Consider the following 14,597-nt stretch of genomic DNA (forward strand, 5'->3'; position numbering starts at 1 on the left):
CTCAAATTTTATGGATAACATCAACTATTTACAACTCCTTTTTTACCTTTTACCTGCCATTGTGGTAGGTTTTTTAGCGTTTTATTTTATCAGTTCGTATTTTAAAGAACAAGAGCAAAAGAGAATGTATTCGATAAGAGCTAAAAATCGCAAGCACACCTTACCGCTAAGGTTTCAGGCGTTAGAAAGATTGACGTTGTTTTTGGAGCGCATCGATCCAGGAAGTTTACTTTTACGCGTAAAACCCTACAACGACAACAAAAATGATTACGAAAACCTACTGGTGCAAAACATCGAAAAAGAATACGAACACAACATCGCACAGCAAATTTATGTTTCCAACGAATGCTGGAATGCCATAAGAGCCACCAAAAATGCAACAATTGCACTCATTAGAAAAGCGAGTATGCATCAACATGTTTCTACATCTGACAAATTGCGGGAAGAAATTATCTCTGAGCTGATGGATAAAGCTTCGCCTAGCCAAACCGGCTTGGCTTTTGTACGCCGCGAGGCAAGTGATATTTGGTAGATTTATGTTATGAAAAAGAAACTTGTTCCTTTCATTTTTGCTCTAATCATCACTTTTATTTCTTTAATTATTCTTATAAATACCTCTATAGGAAATATAGGAAATCAAGAAATGTGGAGAATTATAGCTAGTTTGATGGGGTTTTTATGTTTAATGTTATTATGGTTTTCTTATGGAAGAAAATTCGTGAAACACAATCATAGATCTACTTCCTCCTCACATAATTCTGATGCTCCTCTTCTACTTCGCCCAATAGATTTTTGAAGGCTTGTTGATGTTGAGCATCTTTCCAGAGTTCATCGAGCATTTGTCGGGCAAAACTTCTAAAACGCCAAACCGAGTGTGCGCTCGCCTCTAGCAAATCTTTATAATTCTGTGGTGAAAATTGATTGAGCTGATATAAATATTCAAAAGCTTTTTGCCGAATAGAGTAATCGTACTGCGTTTGCGTATAACTAGACAATTTCTCAAACAATTTTGGCTTTTCAGTATTTTTATAATTAGGGGTTACCAAAGAAAGCGTGAGGTGCAACAACTCTATATTTTTGTCTGAAAAACCTTCTATTCCTTGTGTTTTTTCAAGGTATGAAATTCGATCTTCTTCAAAATTCATCCACAAATTGTACAAGGCATATTCTTTGGTCAAGTAAGAATCATCTTCCAACAAAGTTTCATAATTTGTTTTGAGCTTTCGCGGAATTTTACGCACCGATGCTGCAATCGCTTGCCTTACGTAAATATTATTGCTTTCAAATGCTTTTTGGTATAAAGGGTAAGTTTCATCTATATTTTCACTCGCCAATTGGAAAACTGCTTCTTGGCCTATATAATCGTTTACCGGAAAATCTAATGCTTGTGACAAAGCTTCTTTTTTGTCAGAAAAAGACAGCTTAGCCAAGGATTTAATGTGCAACAGTTCCATCATAAAACTTGAGTTTTTAAAGGAATTGTAGACATCTTCCGTCTGAAAAGCCGATTGTTGTAACCAATCTCTTTTAAAATCTGATAAATCTTGTTGAGTTACTTTTTCCATTTCTGCTAAGAAATCGTCAGTAGAAACATTTTGGTAGGCGTATTTTTCCAAGTAATTCTTCACCCCTTTTCGAAAATTCTCTCGACCAATTTTTTCGTTTAAAATATGTAACGCCCAAGCTCCTTTTTGGTAGAAGGTAAGCGAACTCGCTTTTGGGTTCAATAAAGCTTCTCCTTTACCAGAATCGCTCAAGGCTTTTAGTTGTTCGGCGGTTTGATACAGTTTATGGTAATAATAATCTTCTCCAAAAATTTCTTTTTCTACCAAAAGTGCATAATAGGTAGCAAAACCTTCTTGCAACCAATGATGTTCACTAGAAGTTTCAGTTACTAAATCGCCAAACCATTGGTGAGCCAATTCGTGCGCATTTACATTGATGTAGTTTTTGTCGGTAAAGCCAATTTCATCCACTACAAACTGATTAGAAAAAACGGTTGCAGTCGTATTTTCCATACCGGCATATAAAAAATCACGCACAGGAACTTGCTTATAATTCTGCCACGGAAACGGTACGCCAATTTCGTTTTCCAAAAAATCGAACATGCGTTTAGAATAACGATAAGTTGATGTTAGGTGCTCAGCGTCTTGAGGTTCGATATACAGAAACAATTCTTTTCCGGAAGCAGAAGTCTTTTTATGTACTTCGTATTTCCCAACAATAACAGCAACCAAATAACTACTCATGGGGTTTTGCATATCGAAAAAGTAGGTGTGGTTTTCTTTTTGTTTTTCAATTTTCTCTAACTTCCCATTGGCAATGACTTGGTAGTCTTTAGGTACGGTATAATTCAGATCGAATTCAATTTTATCGTTCACATCATCGATACTTGGCAACCAATGTGAAGTGTATTTTCCCTGTCCTTGTGTCCAAATTTGATTACTGCCTTCATTATTCCAACCTACAAAATAGAGCGTTTGTTTAGGTTTTGCTTCGTATTCTAACCTTACGGAATATTCTTTTTGAGGTTTAAAGTTTCCCACCAACCAGATTTTATCTGAAGTAGCGGAAATCTTTATGGAAGGATTTTTCTGCGGAAGTAATTCAAAATGGTGTGCGTCGAGATAGATTGAATCGGTTGCTTTTTTGATTTTAAACTGTACCATTAGATTTCCAAAAACCATTTCTTCTTGGGGCGAAAAACGAATGTTCCCCTCAATTTGTCTAACATCCAGTTTGTCTAACTGTTGAGCATTCCCCGAAAGGGAAAACATTAAAAAAAGAAACAGCACAAAATTTTTCATAAAAAAAGGATAATACATTTCGAAAATACAAAACCTGTTACATTTTTATTGTCAAAAATAAAACTTAACAGATTTTTTTTATCTTTAGGCCACTCAACCAAAAAACAAAAAAATGAATACTGCAAGAATCCCAAACTGGTTTTGGGTAATTTCAGGTATCTTACTGCTATGGCATATGGTGGGCTTAGGCTCGTTTATTTACCATACTTTTATGATGTCTGAAGAAGCCATTGAGGCACTTCCTGAAAAAGAACGAATTTTATATGGTCAATACCCGATGTGGTCACACCTTATTTTTGCCATTGCAACCATCACTGCATTTTTAGGTAATATTTTACTTTTTGATCAGAAAAAAATGGCAATAAGTCTTTTTGTGATTTCTTTTATTGCGATTATTATACAAATGGGGCATCATCTATTTATGACCAGCGCGGTAGAAGTTTATGGTAAAACAACTTACATGATGCCTATTTTGGTCATTGTAGTAGCTGGTTTTTGCATTTGGCTTTCTAACCATGCCAAAAATCAGGAATGGATTGATTAAAAGAATAGGCTAATTTCAAATTTTGAAGATAGGATTTTGCAAGATTTCCTATCTTCGTGTTTATGAATACTACCTCTTTGCAAACTCCCATAGAATACCTAAAAGGCGTTGGTTCTAATCGTGGTGAAGTCTTACGAAAAGAGTTAAACATTCATACTTATCAAGATTTACTTTATCATTTTCCGCATCGGTATATTGATAAAACCCAATATTACAAAATCAACCAAATACAACCCAACAGTTCGGATATTCAGATAATTGGAAAAATCACACATCTAAAAACGGTTGGCGAAAGTCGTGGGAAACGATTGGTCGCTGATTTTGTAGATGATACGGGAAAAATAGAATTGGTTTGGTTTAGAGGGCAAAAATATTTTAGGGAGTCACTCAAGATAAATGTGCCTTACGTCATTTTCGGAAAAGCCAATTGGTATGGTCAAAATATCTCTATTGCTCACCCCGATATGGAATTGCTCACCCTACACGAGAAAAGCCTAAAAGTAGCTATGCAACCTATTTATCCATCTACCGAAATGCTTTCCAAAAAAGGCATCACCAACAAGGTAATGGTAAATATGATGAGTCAATTGTTTGTCGAACAGAAAATAGCTGTCGCGGAAACATTACCCAATTATATTCTTGAACATTACAAGCTCATTTCCAAAAATGAGGCCTTATTTCAAATTCATTTTCCGCAAAGTGCCAACAAATTAGCATTAGCAGAATTCCGCTTAAAGTTTGAAGAATTGTTTTACATTCAGTTACAGTTACTTCTAAAAAATCAAATCCGTAAACAAAAAATAAAAGGTTATGTTTTTGAAAATGTGGGTGATTATACTCACAAATTTTACAACGAAGTACTTCCGTTTGATTTGACCAATGCGCAAAAAAAAGTACTTAAAGAAATTCGGAATGATTTGGGAAATGGCGCTCAAATGAATCGGCTTTTACAGGGCGATGTAGGTTCGGGAAAAACCATTGTGGCTTTTATGACTTGCCTTTTGGCTTTAGACAACCAAATGCAAACCTGTATCATGGCTCCTACCGAAATCTTGGCTACGCAACATTACAATAGTTTATACGCTTTCGCGGAAAAACTCAATTTAAAAATTGCACTGTTAACAGGTTCTACCAAAACCAAAGAACGTAAAGAAATTCACGAAAGTTTAGAAAACGGAAGTTTAGACATTCTTGTCGGAACGCATGCGGTATTAGAAGATAAAGTACAATTCAAAAATCTTGGCTTGGCCATTATCGATGAGCAGCATCGTTTTGGTGTGGCTCAACGTGCCAAATTATGGAAGAAAAATGCTATTCCGCCGCATATTTTGGTAATGACCGCAACACCCATCCCAAGAACCTTGGCAATGAGCTTGTACGGTGATCTCGATATTTCGGTAATCGACGAATTACCACCCGGAAGAAAATCCGTGAAAACGGTACATCGCAGGGATGGCAATCGTTTGAAAGTGTTTCGATTTATAAAAGACGAAATCAAAAAAGGCAGACAAGTATATATAGTTTATCCACTCATTCAAGAAAGTGAAAAACTCGATTACAAAGATTTGATGGACGGTTACGAAAGTATTGCACGTGAATTTCCCACTCCAGAATATCAGATTTCTATTGTGCACGGCAAGATGAAAGCTGCCGATAAAGACTATGAAATGAATCGTTTTGTAAAAGGAGAGACTCAAATTATGGTCGCAACTACCGTGATTGAAGTAGGTGTAAATGTACCCAACGCATCGGTGATGATTATCGAAAGTGCCGAACGATTTGGTTTGTCTCAATTGCACCAATTGCGAGGACGTGTTGGTCGTGGTGCCGAACAAAGTTATTGTATTTTGATGACAGGATACAAACTTTCGGAAGATAGTATCACGAGAATACAAACCATGACTTCTACCAGCGATGGTTTTGAGATTGCTGAAGTTGACTTAAAACTGCGCGGGCCAGGCGATTTGATGGGAACACAACAAAGTGGAATTCTCAATTTACGAATTGCCGATATTCTAAAAGATAATCAGCTTTTACAAGCTGCGAGAGCTTTCGCTAAAAATATCTTAAGCGAAGATTCAAAATTGGAATTGCCTAAAAACCAGATTTTAAAAAGAAATTATATCCTACTCACCAAAGACAAAAAAAAGTGGCAATATATTAGCTAAAGCAATACAACTTACCTCCTATTTTATCTAGGTTTTGAAAAAATAAATTTATCTTTGTCGACCTAAAAAAACAGCATTTTTCATGAAAATCTCATACAACTGGTTAAAAGATTTTATCAATTTAGAATGGACCCCCGAACAAACCGAAATTTTACTCACCGATTTAGGTCTTGAAGTTGAGGGCATCGATAAATTTGAGTCGGTAAAAGGTGGTTTAGAAGGAATTGTTGTAGGAGAAGTCTTAACCTGTGAACCACACCAAAATGCTGATAGGCTCAAAGTAACTACTGTAAATATTGGCGATGATCAACCACTACAAATTGTTTGTGGTGCGCCCAATGTAGCTGCAGGGCAAAAAGTGCCCGTGGCCACAATTGGCACCACGCTTTATACCGATAAAGGCGAAGCTTGGAAAATCAAAAAAGGGAAAATAAGAGGTGAAGAAAGCCACGGAATGATTTGTGCCGAAGATGAACTTGGTCTTGGAAAAAGCCATGAGGGTATTTTGGTTTTAGACGAAAAATTACAACCAGGAACTTTACTTAAAGATGTTTTTGAGGTAGAAAATGATGCTGTTTTTGAAATTGGTCTTACGCCAAACAGAGCCGATGCCATGAGTCATTATGGGGTAGCAAGAGATTTGCGAGCAGGTTTGATTCAACAAGGAAAAAGTACAAATATTCACACGCCTTCAGTAAGTAGTTTTCACACCGAAAACCGAAGTAAAAAAATAAAAATAGAAGTTGAAAATATAGATTTAGCGCCACGCTATTGCGGGCTTACTATTTCTGGAATCGAAGTAAAACCTTCACCAAATTGGTTGAAGAATAAACTGAAAGCAATTGGTCTGACACCAAAAAACAATATTGTAGATGCGACAAATTATGTAATGCACGAACTTGGTCAACCACTACACGCTTTCGATGCAGATAAAATTGCAGGAGAAACCATCATCGTAAAAACACTCTCTGAAAATACTAAATTCACCACGCTCGATGATGTAGAAAGAAAGCTGAGCAATGAAGATTTGATGATTTGCGATACCGAAAAACCTTTATGTATCGCCGGTGTTCTTGGCGGTAAAAATTCCGCGGTAAGCGAAAACACCAAAAACATTTTTTTAGAAAGTGCTTATTTTAACCCGGTAAGCATTAGAAAAACAGCCAAAAGACACGCCATAAACAGCGATGCTTCTTTTCGTTTTGAACGAGGCATCGATCCGGATATGACAAAATATGTTTTGAAGAGAGCTGCTTTGTTGATTAAAGAAATTGCTGGAGGAATAATTTCTAGCGACATTACTGATCTGTATCCTAAAAAAATTGAAGATTTTCAAGTGGTCTTAACTTTCGACAAAATCTACAAAATATTAGGGCAAGAAATCGAAAGAGAAACTATCAAATCTATTTTGACTTCGCTTGACATCAAGGTAAATAATGTCACAGAATCGGGTTTAGGACTCACTATTCCTTCTTATCGTGTAGATGTGACACGCGAAGTAGATGTAATTGAAGAAATTTTAAGAGTTTATGGATACAACCAGATAAAAACAGGTACCAAACTCAACGCTTCGATAGCAAATACTACTCGTTTTGAAAATTATAAAATTGAAAATATTGTCGCTCAGTTTTTGGTAAACAATGGCTTTAACGAAATGATGGCCAATTCGCTTACCAAAGATTATTCGAGTACTTTCGAAAATATCGATGCTTCTAAAAATGTGACGATGCTCAACCCATTGAGTGGCGACTTGCAAGTGATGCGACAATCACTATTACCTAGTGCTTTAGAAGCGGTAATTTACAATCTTAACCGCAACAACCATATCATCAAGTTCTTTGAATATGGAAAAACCTACCGTAAAGAAAACAACTATCAAGAACAAAAAAACTTGAGCATCACAGTTGTAGGAGATAGAACTGTTGAACGCTGGAATCACACCACTCAAAAATCAGATTTTTTCTTTCTAAAAGGAATCATCAATGGAATTTTCACTCGTTTAGGCTTGACCTTAGATTTTCTTCCGCTCCAGACGAAAGCTAACTTTTCTGAAGGTTTGGATGTAATCGCCAACAATAAAAAGATTGGTAGCTTTGGTATCCTCAAAAAGAAAATTGCTAAAACTTTTGATATTGATGAAGAAGTTTTACACGCCAACTTCAATTGGAGTGAAATCGCTACTTTCGTGAAAAAGCAGAAAATAAAATATCAAGATATCCCTAAGTACCCATCAAGCCGGAGAGACTTTGCATTATTACTAGATCAAAATGTAAGTTTTAGCGAAATATATCATTTGGCTACAGCTGCTGAGAAAAAGCTGCTAATAGCAGTAGATCTTTTTGATGTTTACGAAGGGAAAAACCTTCCTGAAGGCAAAAAGAGCTATGCCGTAAGTTTTACTTTTAGAGATAACCACAAAACACTTACCGATAAGCAAGTAGATAAAATCATGGCTAAGCTTCAAAAGGAGTTTGAAGAAAAGCTTGGAGCCACCTTACGATAAAAAAAAGCAGTTGAAATTCAACTGCTTTTTCGTTTCAACCAAAAAATAAAAATTAGGGTAATAATACGGTATCAATAACATGAATCACACCGTTAGACTGATTGACATCAGCAATAGTAACTGTGGCAGAATTTCCTGCATTATCACTAATCATCACATTTTTTCCTTCCATCCAAGCAGTTATGATTTCGCCATTTACGGTCTTGATTTGTTTTTTTCCACCAGCATCTTTTATCATTTTCATTAAATCTTTAGCAGACCATTTTCCGGCCACTACATGGTAAGTTAAAACAGCTTGTAATTGTGCTTTATTTTCCTTTTTCAATAGCGTTTCAACCGTCCCTTCAGGTAGTTTTTCGAAAGCAGCGTTCGTCGGTGCGAAAACCGTAAACGGACCTTCGCTTTGAAGTGTCTCTACCAAATCGGCAGCCTTTACAGCAGCTACCAAAGTAGTATGATCTTTTGAATTGACTGCATTTTCTACAATGTTCTTAGACGGATACATTTCTGCCCCTCCAACCATTTTTGTTTGAGCACAGGCTGTAAAGCCAACTGCCAATACCAAAATAAAGCTCAATTTTTTTAAGTTTGAAATCTTGTTTTTCATAATGTTTAAAGTTTTAGGATTTATCATACTTAACGAATATTTGAACTTTACAGATTTTGAAAAAAATTTATTTATCATATTCTTAACATTTTAGACTTTAAAAATCCTTCGTATAATTTTTATACATTTGAGGCTTGAAAAGTTCTTAACCCAAAACCCAAAATTTGAAAAACACCGATTTACTTAAAATTGCCGAAGACTTCGGAAGTCCGGTTTATGTTTACGATAGTCAGAAAATTATTTCGCAATACAACCGCCTAAAAAATGCTTTTAAGGAAGTAAAAAAGTTACGCATCAATTATGCGGTAAAAGCCTTGTCTAACATCAATATTCTAAAACTACTCAACCAAAACGGGAGTTGTTTAGACACCGTTTCTATACAAGAAATCAAACTAGGTTTACAAGCTGGAGTTGCTCCAGAAGATATTATTTTTACTCCCAACGGTGTTTCGATGGAAGAATTGGAAGAGGCGGTAAAAATTGGAGTTCAAATAAATATTGATAATCTATCGGTATTAGAGAAATTTGGTACAGTTCATCCAAATGTTCCTGTTTGTATTCGTATCAACCCCCATGTGATGGCTGGTGGAAATGCCAATATTTCTGTAGGCCATATCGATTCTAAATTTGGTATTTCGATCCATCAACTTCCACATTTGTTACGTATTGTAGAAAACACCAATATCAATGTCAATGGTATTCATATGCATACGGGAAGTGATATTTTAGATATCGAAGTTTTCTTACATGCTTCACAAATTTTATTTGATGTTGCCGAAAACTTTAAAGACTTAGAGTTTTTAGATTTCGGTAGCGGTTTTAAAGTTCCTTACCACGAGAATGACATCGAAACCAATATCGAAGAATTAGGAAAAAAATTAAGTAAGAAGTTCAATGCCTTTTGCAAAGAATACGGGAAAGAACTTACGCTCGCTTTTGAGCCAGGTAAATATATTGTGAGCGAATCCGGATATTTTTTAGTAAAAGTAAATTCTATCAAACAGACCACTTCAACGGTTTTTGCACATGTAGATTCTGGTTTTAATCATTTGATAAGACCTATGTTTTACGGTGCGCAGCATGAGATTATCAATATCTCGCACACTAAAAAACACAAGCGTTTTTATACGGTTGTAGGTTACATTTGCGAAACCGATACGTTTGCCAACAACAAGCGCATTGCCGAAATTACCGAAGGTGATATTTTGGCTTTTAAAAATGCGGGAGCTTATTGCTTTTCGATGGCGAGCAATTATAATTCTAGATATCGCCCAGCCGAAATTCTATGGCATAACAACCAAGCACAACTCATTAGAGAACGAGAAATTTTCGAGGATTTAATCAAAAATCAAGTTGAAATTTCTTTATAAAATACTGAAAAAAAACGATATGAAAGAAATCAATTACACCCATGTTTATACAGGTTCAGAAGTAAGTGTCAACTTCTTGTTGACATTATTTGACGAAAATAACATTAGAAGTATTGTGAAAAACCCTTACAAATCGGGTGTGATTTCTGGTTTTCATGGTGGTGAATTCAACTCCGTTCAGATTTTGGTTGATGAAACCCAAAAAGTAGCTGCCGAAAAGATTATACAAGAGAATTTATCTTCATAAAAAAACGCCTGAAATTTCAGGCGTTTTTATTTCGCTTTAAGCTAAAGCCTTATCTTTTAAAAGTGGTAACCCCAAACTTTTGAGCTTCTGCTCTAGCATCTGCTGCCCAAGCTTCCAGATTATTGATACGTGTATCGTTAGAAGGGTGTGTACTTAAAAACTCTGGTGGTGCTTGCCCTCCACTTTGTGCTTTCATTCTTCTCCATAATGCTGCTGCTTCTGCAGGGTCGTAACCTGCAATCGCCATAATGGTAAGACCTATTCTATCGGCCTCTGTTTCGTGATTTCTGCTAAAAGGCAACATTACTCCTACTGTAGATCCTAAACCATAAACTTGATTAAACAAAGCTTGATTCTCTTGACTTACGCCAGCTGCAGAAGTTCCTACAGCAGTTGCTACGGCACCCAATTGTTGCAATTGCCCAGCGCTCATACGCTGCTGACCGTGATTAGCTAAAGCATGAGCTACTTCGTGTCCCATCACCACTGCTAAACCTGCTTCACTCTGGGAAATAGGTAATAAGCCTGTGTAAACCGCTATTTTTCCGCCAGGCATACACCAAGCATTTACTTGATCATCTTGAATTAAAGTATACTCCCATTGATACCCGTTTAGATAGCCTTGGTATCCATTAGCATTTAACCAGCGCTCTGAAGCGGTGGCAATTTTTTGCCCCACAGTCGTAACCATTCTCGCTTCTGGAGTTCCGGTAACTACCTTACTTTCACTTAAAACTTGGTTGTATTGCTGAAAAGAAAGTGGGAAAATCTGAGAGTTAGGTACCAAAGCCAAAGTTTTCTCACCAGTAAAAGGATTGGTTGCACAAGCTACAATAAATACCAGTGCAAATGCCGTAATGATTTTAAAATTTAGTCTCATAATATTTGATTTTTGCATCTCTAAAGTACAAAGTATTACAGAAACCAAACCAAAGTTTATTATTGCTTTAACAAAATAAGGTTTAAATTGCGGCAAGATTTTTGTTTTTACATTAAAAAATTGTTTAACAACATATACATTTATTATGAAAAATATTTTTATTCTCTTATTTATTGCAACTGGTTTATGGGCTTGTGAAGGTGACCCAGGGCCAATTGGGCCTCAAGGGCCACAAGGAGAACCTGGACTTTTAGGAACCACTTTTGAAGCAACGGTAGATTTTATCTACGAACCACAACCTAATTTATATTCGACATTAGTTGACATACCGACATCTATCGATGTATTTCCTTCTGACGCTGTTTTGGTTTACCGTTTAGAAATTGCACAAGGTACGAACGGACCTATTGATACTTGGAGTTTGATTCCGCAAAACTTTTTTGTAAACCAAGGAACAATACAATATGTCTACAACCATACCGATATTGATGTAGAATTACTCATCGACGGAAATTTCGATTTGTCTAATCTTGATACTGGATTTACACAAGATCAAGTATTTCGGTTTGTGGTATTGCCATCAGATTATCTACAAGACCCAAATTTCAATTTTGAAACCTATAACGCATTACAAACTAGCATCGACCAGCAAGGTTTTGAGTTAGGTAGCTTATAACATTCCGCGAAAGCGAATTAAAAACCCATAGCTAATTGCCGAATTTAATTTTTAGTTCGCTTTTGGTTATGGGTTTTATTCTTTAAATTCGCAACTCATTTATTTAGCATAAAACAAAACAATATGAGCAAGTATGATATTATCGTTTTAGGAAGTGGTCCTGGTGGTTATGTAACTGCTATTCGTGCGTCACAATTAGGTTTTAAAACCGCTATTGTAGAAAAAGAAAATTTAGGTGGTGTTTGTCTAAATTGGGGTTGTATTCCTACCAAAGCTTTACTAAAAAGTGCCGAAGTTTTTAATTACTTAAAACATGCAGAAGATTACGGTCTTACCGTAAAAGAAGCCGATAAAGATTTTGGAGCGGTAGTAAAAAGAAGCCGGAATGTTGCTGAAGGAATGAGTAAAGGCGTTCAGTTTTTGATGAAGAAGAACAAAATTGACGTTATCAATGGTTTCGGAAAAGTAAAAGCTGGTAAGAAAGTAAGTGTGGAAGCCGATGGCAAAACAACCGATTATCAAGCTGATCATATTATTATTGCTACTGGAGCTCGCTCACGCGAATTACCCAACTTAAAACAAGATGGTAAAAAAGTAATTGGTTATCGCGAAGCCATGAGCTTAGACAAACAGCCTAAAAAAATGATTGTAGTTGGTTCTGGAGCGATTGGTGTTGAGTTTGCTCATTTTTATAATGCAATGGGTACCGAAGTTACGATCGTAGAATTTTTACCAAACTTAGTTCCGTTAGAAGATGAAGATGTTTCAAAAGAGTTTGAAAAATCGTTTAAAAAAGCGGGCATCAAAGTGATGACCAATTCTTCTGTAGAAAGTGTTGATACATCAGGAAGTGGAGTAAAAGCAAAAGTAAAAACCAAAAAAGGTGAAGAAGCTCTTGAAGCCGATGTGGTTCTCTCTGCTGTGGGTATCAAAACCAATATTGAGAACATTGGCTTAGAAGATTTAGGCATCAAAACCGATAAAGACAAAATTATCGTTAACGAATATTACCAAACCAACGTACCCGGTTATTATGCCATTGGTGATGTTACTCCTGGTGCGGCTTTGGCTCATGTTGCTTCCGCGGAAGGAATTCTTTGTGTGGAAAAAATAAAAGGAATGCATGTAGAAGCTTTAGACTACGGAAACATACCAGGTTGTACCTACGCTACTCCAGAAATTGCAAGCGTGGGAATGACCGAGAAACAAGCTAAGGAAGCTGGTTACGAAATAAAAGTAGGAAAATTTCCTTTCTCAGCATCTGGTAAAGCAAGCGCTTCTGGCAAAAAAGAAGGCTTTGTAAAAGTAATTTTTGATGCTAAATACGGTGAATGGTTAGGTTGCCATATGATTGGCGCTGGTGTAACCGATATGATTGCTGAAGCGGTTTTAGGTAGAAAACTGGAAACAACAGGTCACGAAGTTTTAAAAGCGGTACATCCTCACCCAACCATGAGTGAAGCCGTAATGGAAGCTACTGCCGCTGCTTATGATGAAGTGATTCACTTATAAGATTAGCATATTAGACATTATAATTTAAAACAAAAAAGTCCTGAAGAGCATTCAGGACTTTTTCTTTTTGCATTTTATTTAAACTTAAGGTTGGTTAAATGTTGATAGCTCGAAAACCATATACTCTATAATTCTATCTACGGTACTAAAGTCTTCCTCATGATTTTCGGTATGAAAAGAAGAATAAAAAATGCCGCCGTTTCCTACTAAATACGTAAATGCCAAATCTTTATTAGCAGTAATACTGGTATTACTGGCATCATAATAAGTGACACTTCCATTTAACCAAGGAATCACATTATTGACATCATGCGAATCAACTACTTGCCAACTTCCCAAAAACTCATCAATCGTGACTACACCGTTTGTTCCTATGCCAAAATTAGTTTGTAACCATGCCGCAAGATTAGGATTGAGAATAGTAGCATTGGTCGATAAAGATTCTCCGCTTTTGATAGGCGTATAATACGTCAAATAATTGTTTCCACTTAATGTGCTGATATGCTCTAAATAAGGAAATGCCCAATCGGTTGCATATAAAATTCCACCATTATTGACATAATCATACACATTTGAATTCGCAGAAGCGTTTGTCGTATCTAGACCACAATTGAAAAACAAAATATCGTATTGGGCTAATTTACTGGGATCAGTAAGCAAATCGTCAAGATCAAAACTTACATTCGGACTTAAATTAGGATTGGAAGAATTAGCTCCAGGTTTATGATGATTTCCATGAACAATGCTTGCTTCAGAAGGTTTCGGACTTCCGTAACTACCATCGATAATATCGAAAAGCGGGTCACCAGTAAGCGGATCTACCAAACCAATACCATACAAAATACTTTCTATATAATCGTAATGACCAGTTACCACTCCTATTTTAGGAATAGTTGTAACAACCAAATTACCCATACTTTGAGTGGTGTTTTCACTTTCAGTAACTGTTATCGAGGTTGTATGAGAGAAATTTCCTTTAGAAAGTAAAACGTCATACTCACCTGTAAATAAATCTGAAAAGGTAAAAACTCCTGCTTCGTCGGTAAGAGTTTCAGCAATTTTTTCATCATTCTCAAATAATTCCGCTTTTGCTTGATGAATAGGATCTTGAGAATTAGGGGCTAAAAATTTCCCTGTAATACTATATGCTCCTACTTCATCTGGAGTGGTGACAGCATCATCACTCTGACAAGAAAACAAGAGTATTAAAGCTAAAAAAAGATAAAGTGATTTCATAAGATAAAAATTTAGTTGATTAAAGTGTTATGCCTATAGAACACCTT

At 36.1% G+C, this 14,597-nt stretch carries 12 protein-coding genes; 8 read left to right on the top strand and 4 right to left on the bottom strand.

The features are described 5' to 3' along the window. Window positions 1-10 precede the first annotated feature (10 nt). Entirely contained in the window at window positions 11-532 is a 522-nt protein-coding gene (locus DNG35_RS00045; protein WP_111125709.1) for a hypothetical protein, read from the top strand. Between the two features lie 205 nt (window positions 533-737). Here DNG35_RS00045 and DNG35_RS00050 read toward each other — a convergent pair whose 3' ends face one another. Beyond that, window positions 738-2,807 carry a M1 family metallopeptidase gene (locus DNG35_RS00050; protein WP_111125959.1) on the bottom strand — a complete coding sequence of 690 codons (2,070 nt, stop codon included), beginning with the start codon at window positions 2,805-2,807 and terminating at the stop codon, window positions 738-740. Between the two features lie 112 nt (window positions 2,808-2,919). On the opposite strand from DNG35_RS00050, the gene DNG35_RS00055 reads away from it, so the two are divergent. The 3 genes from DNG35_RS00055 (at window position 2,920) to pheT (ending at window position 8,022) form a co-directional block, all read left to right on the top strand. Then, window positions 2,920-3,351 (top strand): hypothetical protein, encoded by a 432-nt coding sequence (locus tag DNG35_RS00055; RefSeq protein WP_111125710.1) that lies wholly within the window; start codon window positions 2,920-2,922, stop codon window positions 3,349-3,351. Window positions 3,352-3,413: 62 nt separating this feature from the next. After that, complete coding sequence (gene recG / locus DNG35_RS00060; RefSeq protein ID WP_111125711.1) at window positions 3,414-5,519, top strand: ATP-dependent DNA helicase RecG; 2,106 nt, start codon at window positions 3,414-3,416, stop codon at window positions 5,517-5,519. Window positions 5,520-5,601: 82 nt separating this feature from the next. Further along, entirely contained in the window at window positions 5,602-8,022 is a 2,421-nt protein-coding gene (gene pheT, locus DNG35_RS00065; RefSeq protein ID WP_111125712.1) for a phenylalanine--tRNA ligase subunit beta, read from the top strand. A gap of 52 nt (window positions 8,023-8,074) precedes the next feature. On the opposite strand, the gene DNG35_RS00070 is transcribed toward pheT, so the two are convergent. Continuing rightward, on the bottom strand, window positions 8,075-8,629 hold the full coding sequence (locus DNG35_RS00070) for a fasciclin domain-containing protein (RefSeq protein WP_111125960.1): 555 nt from the start codon (window positions 8,627-8,629) through the stop codon (window positions 8,075-8,077). A gap of 164 nt (window positions 8,630-8,793) precedes the next feature. Between DNG35_RS00070 and lysA the strand changes: the two genes are divergently transcribed. Together lysA and DNG35_RS00080 are read left to right on the top strand one after the other, a co-directional pair. Then, entirely contained in the window at window positions 8,794-9,999 is a 1,206-nt protein-coding gene (gene lysA, locus DNG35_RS00075; protein WP_111125713.1) for a diaminopimelate decarboxylase, read from the top strand. 19 nt (window positions 10,000-10,018) lie between these two features. Continuing rightward, window positions 10,019-10,246 carry a DUF2007 domain-containing protein gene (locus DNG35_RS00080; RefSeq protein WP_146228808.1) on the top strand — a complete coding sequence of 76 codons (228 nt, stop codon included), beginning with the start codon at window positions 10,019-10,021 and terminating at the stop codon, window positions 10,244-10,246. A 49-nt stretch (window positions 10,247-10,295) separates the two neighbouring features. On the opposite strand, the gene DNG35_RS00085 is transcribed toward DNG35_RS00080, so the two are convergent. Continuing rightward, window positions 10,296-11,126: a M48 family metallopeptidase gene (locus DNG35_RS00085; protein ID WP_111125961.1), complete on the bottom strand. Its 831-nt coding sequence runs from the start codon at window positions 11,124-11,126 to the stop codon at window positions 10,296-10,298. Between the two features lie 145 nt (window positions 11,127-11,271). On the opposite strand from DNG35_RS00085, the gene DNG35_RS00090 reads away from it, so the two are divergent. After that, a complete protein-coding gene (locus tag DNG35_RS00090) occupies window positions 11,272-11,802 on the top strand; it encodes a collagen-like protein (protein WP_111125715.1) in 531 nt (176 codons plus the stop codon). Window positions 11,803-11,925: 123 nt separating this feature from the next. Next, window positions 11,926-13,314 carry a dihydrolipoyl dehydrogenase gene (gene lpdA / locus DNG35_RS00095; protein ID WP_111125716.1) on the top strand — a complete coding sequence of 463 codons (1,389 nt, stop codon included), beginning with the start codon at window positions 11,926-11,928 and terminating at the stop codon, window positions 13,312-13,314. An 84-nt stretch (window positions 13,315-13,398) separates the two neighbouring features. On the opposite strand, the gene DNG35_RS00100 is transcribed toward lpdA, so the two are convergent. Further along, complete coding sequence (locus tag DNG35_RS00100) at window positions 13,399-14,550, bottom strand: carboxypeptidase-like regulatory domain-containing protein (RefSeq protein WP_111125717.1); 1,152 nt, start codon at window positions 14,548-14,550, stop codon at window positions 13,399-13,401. Between the last annotated feature and the right edge of the window lie 47 nt (window positions 14,551-14,597).

This window comes from Mesonia sp. K7 (genome assembly GCF_003233725.1).
GTDB lineage: Bacteria > Bacteroidota > Bacteroidia > Flavobacteriales > Flavobacteriaceae > Mesonia.

What these genes read in the sequence shown, in the direction of transcription:
- DNG35_RS00085 (WP_111125961.1), bottom strand. Translation starts at nt 11,126, where the DNA reads ATGAGACTAAATTTTAAAATCATTACGGCATTTGCACTGGTATTTATT.
- DNG35_RS00080 (WP_146228808.1), top strand. Translation starts at nt 10,019, where the DNA reads ATGAAAGAAATCAATTACACCCATGTTTATACAGGTTCAGAAGTAAGT.
- recG (WP_111125711.1), top strand. Translation starts at nt 3,414, where the DNA reads ATGAATACTACCTCTTTGCAAACTCCCATAGAATACCTAAAAGGCGTT.
- DNG35_RS00055 (WP_111125710.1), top strand. Translation starts at nt 2,920, where the DNA reads ATGAATACTGCAAGAATCCCAAACTGGTTTTGGGTAATTTCAGGTATC.
- lpdA (WP_111125716.1), top strand. Translation starts at nt 11,926, where the DNA reads ATGAGCAAGTATGATATTATCGTTTTAGGAAGTGGTCCTGGTGGTTAT.
- pheT (WP_111125712.1), top strand. Translation starts at nt 5,602, where the DNA reads ATGAAAATCTCATACAACTGGTTAAAAGATTTTATCAATTTAGAATGG.
- DNG35_RS00100 (WP_111125717.1), bottom strand. Translation starts at nt 14,550, where the DNA reads ATGAAATCACTTTATCTTTTTTTAGCTTTAATACTCTTGTTTTCTTGT.
- DNG35_RS00050 (WP_111125959.1), bottom strand. Translation starts at nt 2,807, where the DNA reads ATGAAAAATTTTGTGCTGTTTCTTTTTTTAATGTTTTCCCTTTCGGGG.
- DNG35_RS00090 (WP_111125715.1), top strand. Translation starts at nt 11,272, where the DNA reads ATGAAAAATATTTTTATTCTCTTATTTATTGCAACTGGTTTATGGGCT.
- DNG35_RS00045 (WP_111125709.1), top strand. Translation starts at nt 11, where the DNA reads ATGGATAACATCAACTATTTACAACTCCTTTTTTACCTTTTACCTGCC.
- DNG35_RS00070 (WP_111125960.1), bottom strand. Translation starts at nt 8,629, where the DNA reads ATGAAAAACAAGATTTCAAACTTAAAAAAATTGAGCTTTATTTTGGTA.